The following is a 16,058-nucleotide window of genomic DNA, read 5'->3' as shown; positions in this document are numbered from 1 at the left end:
CGCGAACGTGCGTCCGACGTTCTGATTCAAGCCGGAAATCGAACGCAAGGGAGCAGCAGCGCGTGCCGTAGGCAGCTCCTGCGGAACGAAATCCGCAACAGCGGAATTCCGCAGGAACCGCGCTCCGGCACGTTTGCAGCACAGCCGTCATCACAGACCGCTGACCAGCCCACCCGCCAATCCGCCGACGCCGCTGATGATCGGCGCCACCACCGGTGCCGCCTTGTCGACCAGGGGCAGGGCTACATTGAGCACCACCGGTACCAGATTGCCTATCGGCAGATGCAGCTGCGCCAGTGTCGGCGCCAGATTCGTCACCACCGGCAGGGTTACATTGAGCACCACCGGCACCAGATTGCCTATCGGCAGATGCAGTTGCGCCAGCGTCGGCGCCAGATCCGTCACCACCGGCAGGGCCACGTTGAGCACCACCGGCACCAGCGCACCCACGGCCAGCAGATTGCCGGTCCCGCCTCCGGTCAGCACGCCCTTGACCACGGGGCCGACCACCGGCAGACCGTTCACCAGGCCGCCGACTCCGCCGAGCACGGGACCGACCACCGGCAATCCGGTCAGGCTCAGCGCGGGTGCCGCCGAGGCCAGATGCGGTGCGGCGGCCAATGTTGCCGCAGCGACTACGATTGCGAATTTTTTCATGACATTAAATCTCCGTGAGACGCTCCACAAAAAACCACGTCATGGCTTGCGCCGGTGACGTGGCCGTCCATGTCTGGAAGATCAGGCCACAGCGGCCGATCCTCCCCGGAAAAATTCAAACAGGTGCAGGGCCCCGCACTCACATCATTTGCGCTGAGGCGATGATCAGAGGCCGTTCACCACACCGACCACCACCGGCAGGGCCACGTTGAGCACGATCGGCACCACGGTGCCTATCGGAAGATGCAGCTGCGACAGCGTCGGTGCCAGATCGGTTACCACCGGCAGGGCCACGTTGAGCACGATCGGCACCAGGGTGCCTACCGGAAGATGCAGCTGCGACAGCGTCGGTGCCAGACCGGTTACCACCGGCAGGGCCACGTTGAGCACGGTCGGCACCAGATTGCCGACCGGCAGCGCGACCAGGTTCAGGCCGGCGGCCGACGCGGAATGCGGCGCGCCGTACAGCGCTGCGGCAGCGATTAACGTTGCGATTTTTTTCATGATTCAAACTCTCCTGAGTTACCCCAAAAAAAAAGTCCACATTGCCGGCAGGGCCGGCGATGTGGACGTCGATGTCCAGAGGATCAAGCATCGTTGGCCGAGCCCCGTGCAAGATTTCAAGCAAACGCTATGCCACGTTAAGCGAGCACAGCAAGGGCTGCCGGCGCATGACTCCAAAAAAAAGCCCCACCGGCCAGAGGCCGGCGGGGCTGAAGGAGCCGGTACTTCCGGCCCCGCCTTCCCATTCTTACTGCACGACGACCTTGCCGGTCATATACGGGTGCACGCCGCACTGATAGGTGTAGACACCCGGGCTGCTGAAGGTGCGGCTGTAGCTGGCGCCCTGCTTCAGGGTGCCGCTCATGCCGTCGGGGAACTTCACGATGTGCGGCGTATCCAGATCCTGGTTGGTCCAGGTCACGGTCGTGCCCACCGGCACGGTGATGGTCTCCGGAGTGAAGGCGAACTTGACGATGGTGACGGCCGTCGTGGTCGACACTGCTGCCGGTACCGGCGGAGCCACCACAACCGGCGCCGCTGCCGCATTGGCTTCCGTCACTTTCAATTCGACACGACGGTTCAGCGCACGTCCCGCGTCGGTCTTGTTGTCGGCGACCGGCATGGACTTGCCGAAGCCGGCGCTGGTCATGCGGCCGCTATCGATGCCCTTGCCGACCAGATAGAGCACGACCGATGCGGCGCGGCGTTCTGACAGCTTCTGGTTATAGGGCACCGAGCCCTTGCCGTCGGTATGTCCGTCGATCTCGACCTTGATGTCCGGTCGCGACTGCAGCGCCGTGGCCACCTGGTCGAGAATATTCCGGGCGGTGGGCGTCAGCGTGGCCTTGTCGAAGTCGAAGTTGACATCGTGCAGGACCAGCACATCGCCCTGCTTGCAGCCGGCGAGGCTGATGGGTTGGCCGGCATTCGGGGCTTCACAAGGTGGAGCCGGCGGCGGCGGGGGCGGGGGCGGAGGTGCCGGCCGCACCGGGCTGGGCGAATAACCCAGAGGCTCGCCGGGGATCGGCAGCTGTCCGCTGGGCCAGCCGCCTCCACCGGGCGGGGTTCCGCCCATGGCGTTGACGAACGGCGTCGGTGACGGCGTGGTGCTGCGGTTGTAGTCCAACCCGTTGGATGCGCTCAGGCAGCCGGACAGCGGCAGCGCGAGGGCGATGACGGGCAGCGTGAAATACCTTTTTTTGAACAGCATGTAGAGACTCCCTGAGATGTACGTAAACGGAGCGCCGGGCTCCGGTGAGCGCCCCGGTGCGGCTGCCGGGTCCTGGTTGTTCCGGCTCGCCGCGACGGATGTGCGCGGCAGCGTCCGCCGCGCCTTGCGACCATGGCGATGGTCCGGCATGTTCATGTGGTGGAGCCCTCCGTGCGTTTTGCCGCGCCAAAAAAAACGTCCACGCCACCGGCAGCTGTGCCGGCAACGTGGACGTCTGTGTCCGCAAGTCCGCCCAACTTTGGCCGGACTCTGTGCCTAGAAATAACGCAATCGCTATGCCAATTCAAATCCGCGGTGGCGACCCGCGCCAGCCTGGGGTCCGAATAAAGGGCGACTGCAGCCTATTTTGATGCGAGATTGGCGGCGCGCAGCAGCGCACGATCCACCATGCCCGGTCCTGCCGGCTGATGCTCCAGCCAGCGCAGCGGCTTCTCCGGGTCGAACACGGTGCCGTCCAGCAGCAGGTCGGCGCCCAGTTCCAGTGCGCCGCCGCCCAGCATATCCGTCATCCAGGCACCGGCGTGTTCGCCCTCCATCTTGTAATCCGAAGCGGGGCAGGGCTCCGCCACCAGCGCCGCGGCCTCGCGATAGGTTTCGCAGCGGTAGACGTCGCGCGCCAGCGCGCCGAGATCGGGCGTCACCCAGCACTGCCGCCAGCGCAGCATCTGCAGCGCGAACCAGATCGCGTGCGAACGCCAGGGAAAAGTCGCCGCATGGCGATGGAACACCAGCCCATCGGCATGCGGCTGCAGCGAAGCACGGATGGTATCGGCCGGCGCCTGTACCCAGCCATTGTCGATCATCAGCCGTGCCGCTTCGCCGCGATGCTCGGGAATATCGAGCCAGCGCGCCGCCTCGATCAAGGCTGCCACCAGGGCGCGGTGGGTTGTCGGATGCGCCTCTGCCCAGTCCCGCGTCATGCCGAGCACTTTCTCCGGGCTGTTGTTCCAGATCGCGTACTTGGTCGCCACCGTGACGCCGAGGCCGCGCAGCGCCGCCACTTCGCTCCAGGGCGCGCCGACGCAGAAGCCGTCGACGCGACCGGCCGCCAGTTCGCCCACCATCCGCGGCGGCGGCACCACGCACAGGCGCACATCCGCATCGGGATCGATGCCGGCGCTGGCCAGCCACATGCGCAGCTCATAGTGGTGCGTGGAAAAGGGAAACACATGGGCAAACACCGGCTGCGGCAGATGCGCCTTGCGGTCCGCTTCCAGCACCTTCGCCAGTGCCTTGGCCCACTGCGCCGCATCGGGCCGCGCCGGGGCCAGCGCGCGCATGCGTTCGTGCAAGGCCTTGGAAACGGTGATGGCGTTGCCGTTGAGGTTGAGCGACAGCGCCGTCACCATCGGCACCGCGATACCGTCCAGCCCCAGCGTCGCCGCGATCGGCATCGGCGCCAGCATCTGCGCCGCGTCCAGCACCCCCATCGCCACCTTGTCGCGCAGCGCCGCCCAGGCGCGCTCCACCCGCAGCTCCACATCCAGGCCGTGACGGGCGAAGAAGCCGCGCGCCTTGGCGATGACAATGGGTGCGGCATCGGCCAGAGGCAGAAGCCCCACGCGCAGCGACGTCTTCTCCAGCCCGTCGCCCATCACAGTACATCCGCCGCGGTGATCAGCACCCGGGCGAAGTCGCCGATCCGCTGCTTGCGGTCCATTGCCATGCGCCGCAGCAGGCCGTAGGCCGCCGACTCGTCGAGGCCGCGACGCTTCATCAGCAAGCCCTTGGCTTTTTCGATATCGCGCTGGTCGGCGAGCCGGGTGCGCGCCTGGTCGAGTTCCTGGCGTAGCGCCTGGTGCAGCTCGAAGCGGGCGATGGCCACTTCCATCAGCGAACTCAGGCGTGTCGGGTGCAGGCCGTCGACCACATAGGCGCTGACACCGGCGTGGACCGCGCGCCGCGTCGTCTCCGGGTCGCTGCGCGCGGCAAAGAGCACGATGGGGCGCGGTTGTTCCCGACTCAGCTGGCCGAGCGATTCCAGCGTGTCGCGCCCAGGTGCGTCGACATCGATGAAGATGACTTCCGGCTGGCAGCGCTCCACCGCCGAGGGCAGATCGGCGTGCGTGTCCAGCCGCGCGGCTATCGTATGTCCTTCCGCCACCAGCGCCTGTTCCAGCATCGACAAGCGCTCGGCGTCGTCGTCCACCAGCATCACCCTAAGCTTGGTGTGTCCGCCTGCCATGGGCAGTCCCTTTCGTTTTAAACCCTGGCTTATACATAGCAACTGAAATGCCAAGTACCGCCCGGCCGGCCCGATATACCGTGCGGCGGAGAAATAAACCCTAAACGCCGCGCGGCGGCCACAGTTTGTGCTTAAATGGTGCGATTTTTTTCTGGGGGAGCCAGCGTGCGCCTGTCCTTATATACCGACTTTTCCCTCCGTCTCCTGGTCTACCTGGCTGGCGTGCGCGACGGCAAACCCGTCAGCGCCGGGCTGATTGCCGAAAAGTACCGGGTTTCCACCCATCACATGCACAAGGTTGCACAGGGATTGCGCAAGCTGGGCTACATTGAATCGGTCTGCGGCAGGAACGGCGGCCTGCGGCTGGCTGTCCCCGCCGATGCGCTGCGTATCGGCGACGTGGTCGAAGCGATGGAAGGCCGCGGGCACATGGCGGATTGTGCTCGCGGACCCTGCGTGCTTCACGGTGCCTGCATCCTCAAGGGCGCGCTGGACCGTGCCGAGCGCAACTTCCTCGACGAGCTCAGGAAATACACCCTGGCCGACGTGGTGCGCGGCCCCACCGTGATCCGGCTCGAGACCCTGATGCGGGCGGCCTGAGCCGCCCGTTCCTTGCGCCCGCAGCGGCGGGCCCTGCTTTCGCCTCCCGTGACAGCCTCGGCCAGGGGCAGGCTGTCCTGTCCCCTTGCGCGGCCCCATGCCCGTTTCCGAACGATATTCACGGGCATGAGCGAGACAATTCCCTGTAGTCGAACTGGTCTCCTCGTGGCTGGGGCGCAGCGGCACGGACGCCCGGCTGGTGATCCCGTACCCTGCTGACGCAGCTCCTTTATTTAATCTGGCATACCGATTGCTTAGTTTCCCCTTACAAGGGAACGATCAGCGTCGATGGTTCCCCCAGGACAACGGCGTCCACGGAGCTGGCACTGCAGCCGGCGCGTGGACGTTTTTTTTGGGCATCAGGAAATGGGATACGGGCCGCTGCGGCGGGAGCCAGTTCACGTGAACCAGGGCAATATCGGGCAGGAGCAGGGTAGGCGCGTCGCCGCTTGGCGGCACATCGCTGCGGCCTTTTGCCTGTCGCTGCCGATGCTGGCTGCGGCGAGCACGGAGCAGGACGGGGTCATCGCAGGGCTGAAGGCCGCGACGCTGGATTTGATGCAGGCGCAGCCGGCACCGGGTGCAGCGGCCGGTTCGCTCGCCGTCTATGTCGGCAACAAGGACCAGACCGTGCTGCTCGATGAGATCAAGGTCTACATCGACGATGCCCCGGCCCAGCGTTATGAGTTCAGTGATCGCGAAAGCCTGGCCCTGCACCGCGATGGACTGCATCGCCTTTCTTTGACGACACTGGCACCGGGCACGCACCGTTTTCGTGCCGATTTCGCTGCGCGCTTCGCCGACGCACCGCCGGACCACGGCCGCGCCGCAGGCATGCTGGACCGAAGCATCACCATCGATGCGCAGCCGTCGATCATCGAACTGGAGTTGGTGGGCGGCGGCTACATCGGCAAGCCGGATCTGCAATTCCATCAGCTGCAAGCCGCCGCCGAAGGCCCCGCGGCGCCGGACAGTTTTGGCTTCGCTTCGCACAGTGATCCGCGCGTTCGCTTCGCCGCCTTCCTGTGCGACACGGACCGCCCGTTCGCCGCCGCTGCGGAGCTGATCAAGCTGAAGGCACAGGCCGCCGGCGCGCCCCTGCCGGCCGATTTCTATCAGCAACTGGCGGAAGCGCTGAATGGCTTCGGCTTGCCGCAACGGGCGCAATCCCTTTACAAGGACAGCGGCGCGACCGCGCCGGATGGCGGCGACGCAATAGCCCAGTCCTACGCCGACTACAATCGCGGCGTGGCGCTGATGAAGGACGGGCACGCGGCGGAAGGCAGCGCCCTGCTGGCAGCGATTGCCGCCGGCAAGGGCAATGATGCCGAGTCCGCTGCGCTGCGCGACAAGGCCAACCTGGTGCTCGGCTATGCACAGTTGCGCAACCACACCGGCAGCAACGCCGTGTCCCTGTTCAGCAGCGTGCGCAGTTTCGGTGCCGATGCCAACGCCGCCCTGCTCGGCCTCGGCTGGGCGCTGCTTGCGCCATCCGGCAACGGCCAGAACGCCGAGCCGCAGCGGAATTCCGCCGTGGCCGCCGCCGCGAATTTCCGGCGCATCCCGGTGCTGCTGCAGCCGCATCTCACCGACGATATCGCCGCGCTGAAGCAGCACGAGCCCTACAGCCTCAGGCAGGCTTCGCCGCAGGAGGAGCAGGCATTGCGCCGCGCGCTGGTGCCATGGATCGAGCTGGTCGGACGCGATCCGGTCGATCCCGCCGTGCAGGAAGGCATGATCGCCATCCCCTATGCGCTCAATCACATCGGCGCCTACGAGGAGGCGCAGGAAGATTTCATGCGCGCCATCAAGCTGCTTGAAGCAGCCGATGTACAGATCGATGCCGCCATGCAGCGCGTCAGCGCGGGCCGGATGATCCAGGCGCTCGACACGCGCGAAGCCGCCAACAACGGCTGGCCGTGGTGGCTGGCTGCCTATCCGAAAGAGCACTGGTGGCTGGCGGACGATCCGCGCGAGCCGATGGCGGCGCCGGACACGTTCTACCTGCAGCATCTGATGACCGACGGCGGCTTCCGCACGGCGATGCAGGACTTTCACGATCTGCGCCTGCTCGGCGACGCCCTCGATCGCATGGACGGCGCCGCCGGCGTCGACAGCCTGCGCTCCCGCGTCGTCGCGGCCACCGCCGTCCAGGCCAGGCTGCTGCAGGATCTGGCTATTGCCGATCTGAACAGGGAGAAACGCCACACCCGCATGTATCTGGGCGAGGCGCGTTTCGCCCTGGCGCACATGAACGAACCGCCTCCACCCCCAGCCCCGGCCAAAGTGGTGCGGCCGGCACCGGCGGGAGCCGCACGATGAGGCGCGCTCTGCTGCTGCTGCTGTCGTTGCTGGCCGCGCTCCAGGTCCAGGCGGCGGAGGATGCGCCGTCCACCGTCGGCTCGATCACCAAAAACAACGGCCTGGAAAAGGATCGCTACATCTACATCCGCACGCCCAGCATCATGCGCATCACCAAATCCAAAACGGTGAAGGGGGATGTGCAGGCCGCCATCGAGAATTACGACAAGGCGGCGGAGCTGTCGCCCGATCCCCTGATCCGCGCGGAATCGCTGCGCCGCGGTGCCGACCTGCGCGTGCAACTCGCCGATGCCGGCGACCTCGACGCGGCGGAAATGCGCAAGGCCATTGCGGCCTATCAGCGCATCCTCGCCGACTATCCCGGCTATGGCGAGAACGATCGCGTGCTGTACCAGCTGGCCCGCGCCCAGCAGTTCGACGGGCAGGGTGATGTCGCCATCGATACCCTGCGCACCCTCGGCCGGCGCTATCCCGATTCTCCCCGCATGGGGGACGCCGTGTTCCGCGCCGCCGAACTGCTCTACGCGCGCGGCCGCTACGACGAAGCGGAGCCGGAATACCGTACGGTACTGAAACAAGGTGCGGGTACGCCCTATTTCGAGCCGGCGCAGTACAAGTACGGCTGGACCCTGTACAAGCAGGCGAAATATCCCGAGGCCATCCCGGTGTTCCTCGCCATCCTCGACCGCACCCTGCCGCCGGGTGCGCCGGACGATCCGGCGCAGGCGCTCGCCGCCGTGCCGCAGAACAAGGGCGAGATGAGCGGCGACGCCCTGCGCGTCGCCAGCCTGTCCTTCGCCGCGCTCGGCGGCGGCAAGGCCATCAACGACTACAACGCCCGCCAGGGCGAGCCGCGCTTCAGCGTGCTGCTGTACCGCGCGCTGGGCCAGCAGATGCTGGACCGCCAGCGCTACAACGATGCCGCCGGCGCTTATACCGCCTTCATCGACACCCATCCCGCCCACGCGCTGGCGCCGCAGTTCCAGACGCGCGTCATCGCCGCCTACCGCAAGGGCGATTTCCCCGAGCAACTGGTGCGCGAGGAAGGCCGCTACGTCGATGCCTATGCCCCGGGCGCACCCTACTGGGGCACGCGCAAGCCCAGCCCCGAAGTAATGACGGCCCTGCGCGACAACCTCGGCGAACTGGCACCCTGGTACCACGCCAAGGCACAGAAGGATCCACCGGCGGACGCCGCGGCCAGGCGCGCCGACTTCATCGCCGCCGCCGGCTGGTACAAAAAAATCCTGACGATCTACCCGCAGGATCCCAAGCTGCCCGAGATCAACCTGCTCTACGCCGACGCCCTCTACGACGGCGGCCAGACCCGCGAGGCCGCCGAGCAATACCAGAAGGCCGCCTACAACTATCCCGGCAATCCCAAGGCGCCGGAAGCCGCCTACGCGGCGGTGCAGGCCTGGCAGCGCCTGGGCAAGGAAGTGCCGGCGCAGGAGCGCCCGGCCGTGCTGCACCAGTCGGTGGACGCCAGCGTCAAGTACGCCGACACCTTCCCGGCGAGTGCGCAGGCCGCGCCGGTGCTGACCCGTGCCGCCGAGGATTTGTACGAGAGCAAGGATCTCGACCAGGCCATCGTCCTCTCCAACCGCGTGCTCGCCGCCAGCCCGCCGGCCGCACCCGAACTGCGCAGCCAGACCCTGGGCGTGCTGGCCGATGCCAAGTTCGCGCAGGGCAAGTACGCCGAGTCCGAAGCCGCCTACACCCAGTTGATGGCGCTGACGCCGGCCACCGATGCCAACCACAAGGTGATCGTCGAGCAGCTCGCCGCCTCGATCTACAAGCAGGGTGATGCCGCCCGCAGCGCCGGCGACCTGCGCACCGCCGCGCGGTTCTTCCAGCGCGTCGGGCAGGTGGTGCCCGACGCCAGCATCCGTCCCAATGCGGACTACGACGCGGCCTCCGCCTTCGTCGCCGTGCAGGACTGGAACGCGGCGGAAGCCGCGCTGGAAAGTTTCCGCGCGCGCAACCCGCAAAGCCCGCTGCTGGCCGACGCCGACAAGAAACTCGCCCTGGCCTACCAGAAAGACAACAAGCCCGGTCCCGCCGCCGAGGTCTACGCCCGACTGGCGCAGCGTCCTGGTGAAAGCGAGGACAACCGCCGCGAAGCCGCCTGGCTCTCCGCCACGCTCTACGACCAGGCGCAGCAAGGCCAGTCCGCCCAGGCCGCCTACCAGTCCTACATCAAGGCCTATCCGCAATCGCTGGATCGCGGCATCGACGCGCGGCAGCGCATGGCCGCCATGACCGCCGGCGACAGCGTCCGCCATGCCTATTGGCTCCACGACATCATCGGCGCCGACAGCACAGCCGGTTCCGCGCGCAGCGAGCGCAGCAAACTCGCCGCCGCGCAGGCACAGCTGGAGCTGGGCCGCATCGACGCCGCCGGCGCGCACGGCCTTGCGCTCAACGCCCCGCTCGCCGCCAGCCTGGCCAAACGCAAGCAGGCCACCGAGAACGCCATCGCCACCCTCAACAGCGCCGCCGGTTACGGCTATGCCGACATCACCACCGCCGCCACCTATGAGATCGGCGCGGTCTACCGCGACTTCGGCCAGGCCCTGCTCGATTCCGAGCGTCCGGCCAAACTCAAGGGCGACGAGCTGGAACAGTACAACCTGCTGCTGGAAGAGCAGGCCGATCCGTTCGAACAGAAAGCCATCGAGGCGCACCGCGCCAACCTGCAACGTTTCGGCCAGGGCGTGTGGAACGACTGGATCCAGAAGAGCGCCACACAACTGGCCGAGCTGGCCCCCGCTCAATATGGCAAGACCGAACAGCGCGAGGACGCCTATGAAGCCCTTCGTTAAATCCGGTGCGCTCCTGCTGCCGCTTGTCATGCTCGTCGCGTGCAGCGGTCCCGCGCCGCGCTACAACGGCACCGCCCCGTCACATGCGCGCGAGGTGCAGCCGCTGGCGCAGGCTGCGCCAGCCAATCCTGCTCCCGATCGGGCCAAGGGCGATCCCGAGCAGCGTTTCCAGGCGGCGCTGAAGCTGATGAAGGACCACCAGCCGCAGGAAGCGCGCGAGGCCTTCGACAGCCTGGCCCAGGACTTCCCCAACTATTCCGGTCCGCTCAACGATCTCGGCGTGCTGCAGGCCCAGGGCAAGCAGCGCGATCAGGCCATCGCCAGCTTCGCCCGCGCCATCAACGCCAACGGCAGCAACGCCTTTGCCTACGGCTGGCTGGGCATCCTCTATCGCGAGAGCGGCGACTTTGCCCGTGCCGAGCAGGCCTACCGCAAGGCCATCGAGCTCAAGCCGGAAGACGCCGCGGCCCACCTCAACCTCGGCATCCTCTACGACGTCTGCCTCAAGCGTCCCGCAGATGCCTTGGCGCAGTACCGCGAGTACCAACGCATCGCCGGCTCGAAGAACCTGATGGTCGGCATCTGGATCAAGCAGCTCGAAGTGAAGACGCCTGGCGGCGGCATCGCCGCCGCCGCCGCGATCTCCGGAGCCCTGCCATGAAGCGCCATGCCTTGCTGCTCCTGACTCTATGGTGTTGTTCCGCCAATGCCGCATCGCCCAAGCCGGCCGCCGCAGCGGCTCCGCCTGCCGAGACGCCAGCTGTGGATACCCTGCAGCAGGCGGGGGAGGCCGGCACCACCATCGTCGGCGAGCGCGATTCGGACGTCGGCCTGTACCTGACGCCGTGGAAGGAAGAGCATCCCGACAACATCGATCCGCCGCCGAGCCTGCTCGACGAGCCGCCGCAACCCGTCGATGCGCGCGCTTTCGCGCGCCAGGTGCGTGATGCTTCCACCATCACCGCCTATCGGCGCGAACAGCGTCTGCCCAATCGCTGAGCACGCTATACCGCCACGCGCCAAGCCGGACAGGAACACGCACCATGGCCGCGCATACGATCCGTTGGGATAGCTGGATACTTGCCGACGAGGCGGACCGCAGATTCCGCCGCATCTGCACCATCGTTGCCGCACCCACGCTGGCACTGGCCCTGCTGTTCACGCTGTGGCGGCTGGAACTGCCGGAAAAGAAAGTCGAGCCGGCCCAGCCGCCGAAGCGCTACGTCCAGTTGATGCAGCCGAAGATCGTGGCCCGTGCCGAGCGCAAGCCGTCGCCGCACGGCGAACCCGCTCACGCCGCGCCGCACCCGGCCCAAGCGCAACAAGCTGCGCCCGCGCCCAGCGCACGCGAAGTCGCGCACGCCGGCCTGATGCAACTGCGCGATCAGCTCGCCAGCCTGCGCAACCAGTCCATCAATACCCTGGGCGGCCAGCGCCTGGTGTCGACCTCCGTCGTCAGCGCCAACACCGCCGGTGCCTTGAGCGCGAACGGCCTGGCCGGCGGTGCGGCCGCCACCAGCGGCGGCATCGGCGCCGGTGGCAGCGTCAGCGCGGGGCAGGGCGGCACCGGTTTGGGTACACGGCGCACCGGCGGTGTGCAAAGCCCTTTTCCGGGCACCGGCGGTGGCGGCGGTGGAGCGGGCGGCAACGGTCGCGGTGCCACGCGCAGCCTGGCGGAGATCCAGGAAGTGTTCGACCGCAACAAGGGACCGATGGTCTCGATCTACAACCGCAGCGCGCGCCAGACCGCCGGAATGGAGAGCGGCAAGATCGTGCTCGACCTGCTGATCGCGCCGGACGGCTCCGTCACCCGTTGCAGCATCGTCTCCAGCAGTTTCAACAACGCCGAGCTGGAGCAGAAGATCCTGGCACGCGTGCGTGCGCTCAACTTCGGCGCCAAGCCGGTGCCGCCCTTCAGCTATCCGAATTATCCGATCAGTTTCCTCGCTTCCTGATCGCTCGTGGCAAACATGGCATGCTGATTGCTTGATTGGTAAAGACATGGAGCGGACCACGAAGTCCGCTTCCCACAGGACACCGACGTCCACGTGAACGGCAATGCAGCCGCCAACGTGGACGTTTTTTTTTGGCTTCGATTTTGTTTTTCGGCAGACAGGATGCCGATGAGCACCGAGTTGAAACGCGACGACAGGATTCAGGTTTCTCCCCGCAGCGCCAGAGCTGGTATTGCCCCCACAGCTTCTGGTCATTTCGCTGCGGCGCGCTCAGCGAAGCGCGCCGCAGCTTTCTTTTTCCTGTACTGAATTCACAAGCGCGCGCCACCATGACCACCGAATTCTGGTGTTCCTCCTGTCGCCGTCACCGGCCCTTGCCCTTGTTCGGCGCCAAGGTCGACAAGTTCCGCAGCTATTGCCGCGACTGCCTCACGCGGCGCAAGCAGGCCATGCAGGCCATCCACAAGACTCCCGCCGTGCCGGTCAAGTAAATTCGCCGCAAGCGCGGCTCGCGAGCACCCCCTACACTGCGCCCTGATCCGATCTACAGCGGAGGCGCATGGACACAGTCGATTGCGTCGTCATCGGCGCCGGGGTGGTGGGCCTCGCCGTGGCGCGGCAACTGGCCCTGGCCGGGCTGGAACCGCTGATCATCGAGCGCCATCGCGCCATCGGCATGGAAACCAGCTCGCGCAACAGCGAGGTGATCCACGCCGGCCTCTACTACGCCCCGGGTTCGCTCAAGGCCCGGCTCTGCCTGCGCGGGCGCGACCTGCTCTACACCTGGTGCCAGCAGCGCGGCATCGCCCACCGCCGCTGCGGCAAGCTGATCGTCGCCACCCATGAAGCGCAGCGCGGCGAACTGGAAGTCCTGGAACGGCGTGCGATCGACAACGGCGTGAACGACCTGCGCCTCCTGGAACGCGCGGAAGCGCAGGCCCTGGAACCCGCCCTGCATTGCGTCGCCGCCCTGCTGTCGCCGTCCACCGGCATCATCGACTCCCACGCCTACCTGTTGTCCCTGCTCGGCGATGCCGAAGCGCATGGCGCCATCCTCGCCACCTCCAGCGCTGTCACCGCCATGCGCCTCGTTCGCAACGGCATCCAGATCTGCATCAACGATGACCCGGAGCCCTTGCTGCTGGCCCGCCGCGCGGTCAACGCCGCCGGCCTGCACGCCCCGGCGCTGGCACGCGCCATCGAAGGTTTCCCGACCCTCCAGGTGCCGGCGGAGCACTTCGCCAAGGGCAGCTACTTCACCCTGGACGGCCGTCCCCCGTTTTCCCGCCTGGTCTACCCGCTGCCGCAGCCCGGCGGCCTCGGTGTGCACCTCACCCTGGACCTGGCCGGCCAGGCCCGCTTCGGCCCGGACGTCGAATGGCTGGAGCCGGGACAACCCTTCGACTACGCCGTCGATCCCGCCCGCGCCGCCGCCTTCCACCAGGCGATCCTCGACTACTGGCCGGGCCTGCGTCCGGGGCAGCTGTTGCCCGGCTACGCCGGCATCCGTCCCAAGCTGGCCGGCCCCGGCGCGCCGGCCGCGGACTTCCGCCTTGACGGCCCGCAAAGCCACGGCGTGCCGGGCCTGGTCAACCTGTTCGGCATCGAATCGCCCGGCCTGACCGCCTCCCTGGCCATCGCCGAGCGGGTGGGGGCACTGCTCGCCGCTGCCTGAGGCGGGCCACGGATCCCCGCCGCTCATGTCAAAATAGCCACCCCGGACCGGGGAGGCGCTAGTCCGTATTGGGGATGAGCGCCGTCGCGGCCATGGGCAAGATGAGACAGTGCGCGGAGCATCCGAGGAAAATCCGGCTCAACCGACCAGGCCGTGTCACAGGCAGCCGCCAGTCTGTGCCGCCGCTCCACCGCCCATCCACCATCAACAACGAACGGGACGCATCAAGGACATGACCGAGCAGAAAGCCACCAACGTCACCTGGCACGACGGCGAAGTGACCCGCGCCGACCGCGCCGCGCTGCTCGGCCACAACGGCGCCACCATCTGGTTCACCGGCCTGTCCGGTTCCGGCAAGAGCACCGTGGCGGTGGCGCTGGAGAAAGTCCTGCACGCCCAGGGCAAGCTCTCCTACCGCCTGGACGGCGACAACGTGCGCCTCGGCATCAACAAGAACCTCGGCTTCTCCGCCGAGGACCGCGCCGAAAACATCCGCCGCATCGGCGAAATCGCCAAACTGTTCGTCGATACCGGCGTCATCGTCCTGTCCAGCTTCGTCAGCCCCTACCGCGCCGACCGCGACCTGGTGCGCAAGCTGCACGAGGACGCCGGCATGGCCTTCATCGAGGTCTACGTCGAAGTGCCCCTGGCCGAAGCCGAAAAGCGCGACCCCAAGGGCCTCTACAAGAAAGCCCGCGCCGGCCTGATCAAGAACTTCACCGGCATCGACGATCCCTACGAAGCCCCGGAAAAGCCCGAGCTGGTGCTGCACACCGACCGGATGAGCCTGCAGGACGAGGTCAAGGCCCTCCTCGACCTGCTGCAGCAGCGCGGCATCCTGCCCGCCTGAACTCAGTTTCTTCCAATTTCCCCAATCATCACGCTACGGACAGTCCCATGATCAAGCCGCACGGCAGCACCGAGTTGAAGCCGCTGTTTGTCTACGACACGCAGAAGCACCAGGCCCTGATGAAGGAAGCCGAGAGCCTGCCCAGCCTGCTGCTCAACTCCGCCGCCGCCGCCAACGCCGTCATGCTCGGCGCCGGCTACTTCAACCCGCTGCCCGGCTACATGAACCTGGCCGACACCCTGTCCGTGGCCGAGCACCTGAAGACCACCGGCGGCCTGTTCTGGCCCGTCCCCATCGTCAACCTGACCAGGGAAAAGGGCATCAAGGCCGGCAGCCGCATCGCCCTCAGGGACCCTAACGTCGAAGGCCACCCGGTCCTGGCCGTGATGGACGTGCAGGCGGTGGAAAGCATCAGCCCCGAGCAGATCGAGTTCGTGGCCAAACACATCTTCGGCAACCTCGATCCCAAGCATCCCGGCGTCGCCACCTTCACCAAGCTCGGCGACACCCTGCTGTCCGGCCCCATCCAGGTGCTGAACTTCAGCTACTTCCAGACCGACTTCCCGGATACCTTCCGTACCGCCGTCGAAATCCGCAACGAAATCCAGGAGCGCGGCTGGAAGAAGGTCGTCGCCTTCCAGACCCGCAACCCCATGCACCGCGCCCATGAAGAGCTGTGCCGCATGGCCCACGACCGCCTCGGCGCCGACGGCATCGTCATCCACATGCTGCTGGGCAAGCTCAAGGAAGGCGATATCCCCGCCCCGGTGCGCGACGCCTGCATCCGCAAGATGGTCGAGCTGTACTTCCCGGCCAACACCGTGATGATCGCCGGTTACGGTTTCGACATGCTCTACGCCGGCCCGCGCGAAGCCGTGCTGCATGCCATCTTCCGCCAGAACATGGGCGCCAACTACTTCATCGTCGGCCGCGACCATGCCGGCGTCGGCGACTACTACGGCCCCTTCGACGCCCAGACCATCTTCGACACCAGCGTCCCCAAGGACGCCCTGCTGATCGAAATCTTCCGCGCCGACAACACCGCCTACAGCAAGAAGCTGGACCGCGTCGTGATGATGCGCGAAGCCCCGGACCATACCCCGGAAGACTTCATCAATCTGTCCGGCACCAAGGTGCGCCAGATGCTGGGGCAGGGCATCGCCCCGCCGCCGGAATTCTCAAGACCGGAAGTGGCGAAGATCCTGATGGCGTACTACCAGGAAATCGACGCCAAGAAATAAATCGCAAGCGCGT

Annotated in this window: 16 protein-coding genes; 11 read left to right on the top strand and 5 right to left on the bottom strand. The window is 66.7% G+C overall.

Annotated elements, in window-relative coordinates; all coding sequences use genetic code 11:
• Positions 1-150 precede the first annotated feature (150 nt).
• The 5 genes from BP26_RS0123465 to BP26_RS0123445 all read right to left on the bottom strand — a co-directional run bounded on the left by BP26_RS0123465 (position 151) and on the right by BP26_RS0123445 (position 4,577).
• The gene (locus tag BP26_RS0123465; RefSeq protein WP_157572730.1) at positions 151-657 is read right to left on the bottom strand and encodes a hypothetical protein; all 507 of its coding nucleotides are present in this window, start codon (positions 655-657) and stop codon (positions 151-153) included.
• A 165-nt stretch (positions 658-822) separates the two neighbouring features.
• Positions 823-1,161, bottom strand: coding sequence for a hypothetical protein (locus tag BP26_RS0123460; RefSeq protein WP_029922978.1), 339 nt, complete (start codon positions 1,159-1,161; stop codon positions 823-825).
• 247 nt (positions 1,162-1,408) lie between these two features.
• Complete coding sequence (locus BP26_RS30445) at positions 1,409-2,371, bottom strand: OmpA family protein (RefSeq protein ID WP_051749336.1); 963 nt, start codon at positions 2,369-2,371, stop codon at positions 1,409-1,411.
• A gap of 362 nt (positions 2,372-2,733) precedes the next feature.
• On the bottom strand, positions 2,734-3,987 hold the full coding sequence (locus BP26_RS0123450) for a CmpA/NrtA family ABC transporter substrate-binding protein (protein WP_036517803.1): 1,254 nt from the start codon (positions 3,985-3,987) through the stop codon (positions 2,734-2,736).
• The gene (locus BP26_RS0123445) at positions 3,987-4,577 is read right to left on the bottom strand and encodes an ANTAR domain-containing response regulator (RefSeq protein ID WP_036517801.1); all 591 of its coding nucleotides are present in this window, start codon (positions 4,575-4,577) and stop codon (positions 3,987-3,989) included. The genes BP26_RS0123450 and BP26_RS0123445 overlap by 1 nt, the downstream gene beginning before the upstream one ends.
• A gap of 165 nt (positions 4,578-4,742) precedes the next feature.
• Here BP26_RS0123445 and BP26_RS0123440 point away from each other — a divergent pair, with 165 nt between their 5' ends.
• The 11 genes from BP26_RS0123440 (at position 4,743) to sat (ending at position 16,045) form a co-directional block, all read left to right on the top strand.
• On the top strand, positions 4,743-5,177 hold the full coding sequence (locus BP26_RS0123440) for an RrF2 family transcriptional regulator (protein ID WP_036517800.1): 435 nt from the start codon (positions 4,743-4,745) through the stop codon (positions 5,175-5,177).
• A gap of 402 nt (positions 5,178-5,579) precedes the next feature.
• A complete protein-coding gene (locus BP26_RS0123435; RefSeq protein ID WP_029922973.1) occupies positions 5,580-7,499 on the top strand; it encodes a hypothetical protein in 1,920 nt (639 codons plus the stop codon).
• Positions 7,496-10,324, top strand: a complete 2,829-nt coding sequence (locus BP26_RS0123430; RefSeq protein WP_029922972.1) for a tetratricopeptide repeat protein — start codon at positions 7,496-7,498, stop codon at positions 10,322-10,324. Before BP26_RS0123435 ends, BP26_RS0123430 begins: the two co-directional genes overlap by 4 nt.
• On the top strand, positions 10,308-10,985 hold the full coding sequence (locus BP26_RS28015) for a tetratricopeptide repeat protein (RefSeq protein WP_051749335.1): 678 nt from the start codon (positions 10,308-10,310) through the stop codon (positions 10,983-10,985). The genes BP26_RS0123430 and BP26_RS28015 overlap by 17 nt, the downstream gene beginning before the upstream one ends.
• Positions 10,982-11,323 (top strand): hypothetical protein, encoded by a 342-nt coding sequence (locus BP26_RS0123420; protein WP_157572729.1) that lies wholly within the window; start codon positions 10,982-10,984, stop codon positions 11,321-11,323. The genes BP26_RS28015 and BP26_RS0123420 overlap by 4 nt, the downstream gene beginning before the upstream one ends.
• A gap of 44 nt (positions 11,324-11,367) precedes the next feature.
• On the top strand, positions 11,368-12,279 hold the full coding sequence (locus BP26_RS29885) for a TonB family protein (protein WP_029922969.1): 912 nt from the start codon (positions 11,368-11,370) through the stop codon (positions 12,277-12,279).
• A gap of 93 nt (positions 12,280-12,372) precedes the next feature.
• Positions 12,373-12,588 carry a hypothetical protein gene (locus BP26_RS29880; protein WP_157572728.1) on the top strand — a complete coding sequence of 72 codons (216 nt, stop codon included), beginning with the start codon at positions 12,373-12,375 and terminating at the stop codon, positions 12,586-12,588.
• A gap of 20 nt (positions 12,589-12,608) precedes the next feature.
• The gene (locus BP26_RS29875) at positions 12,609-12,770 is read left to right on the top strand and encodes a hypothetical protein (protein ID WP_157572727.1); all 162 of its coding nucleotides are present in this window, start codon (positions 12,609-12,611) and stop codon (positions 12,768-12,770) included.
• Positions 12,771-12,838: 68 nt separating this feature from the next.
• Positions 12,839-13,954, top strand: a complete 1,116-nt coding sequence (locus BP26_RS0123405) for an NAD(P)/FAD-dependent oxidoreductase (RefSeq protein WP_029922968.1) — start codon at positions 12,839-12,841, stop codon at positions 13,952-13,954.
• A 232-nt stretch (positions 13,955-14,186) separates the two neighbouring features.
• On the top strand, positions 14,187-14,804 hold the full coding sequence (cysC, locus tag BP26_RS0123400) for an adenylyl-sulfate kinase (RefSeq protein ID WP_029922967.1): 618 nt from the start codon (positions 14,187-14,189) through the stop codon (positions 14,802-14,804).
• 47 nt (positions 14,805-14,851) lie between these two features.
• The gene (gene sat / locus BP26_RS0123395; protein ID WP_029922966.1) at positions 14,852-16,045 is read left to right on the top strand and encodes a sulfate adenylyltransferase; all 1,194 of its coding nucleotides are present in this window, start codon (positions 14,852-14,854) and stop codon (positions 16,043-16,045) included.
• Positions 16,046-16,058: the final 13 nt, after the last annotated feature.

This window comes from Nevskia soli DSM 19509 (genome assembly GCF_000711955.1).
GTDB lineage: Bacteria > Pseudomonadota > Gammaproteobacteria > Nevskiales > Nevskiaceae > Nevskia > Nevskia soli.
The sequence above is the reverse complement of the archived record's forward strand: the minus strand, read 5'-3'. Positions and strand labels throughout refer to the sequence as shown.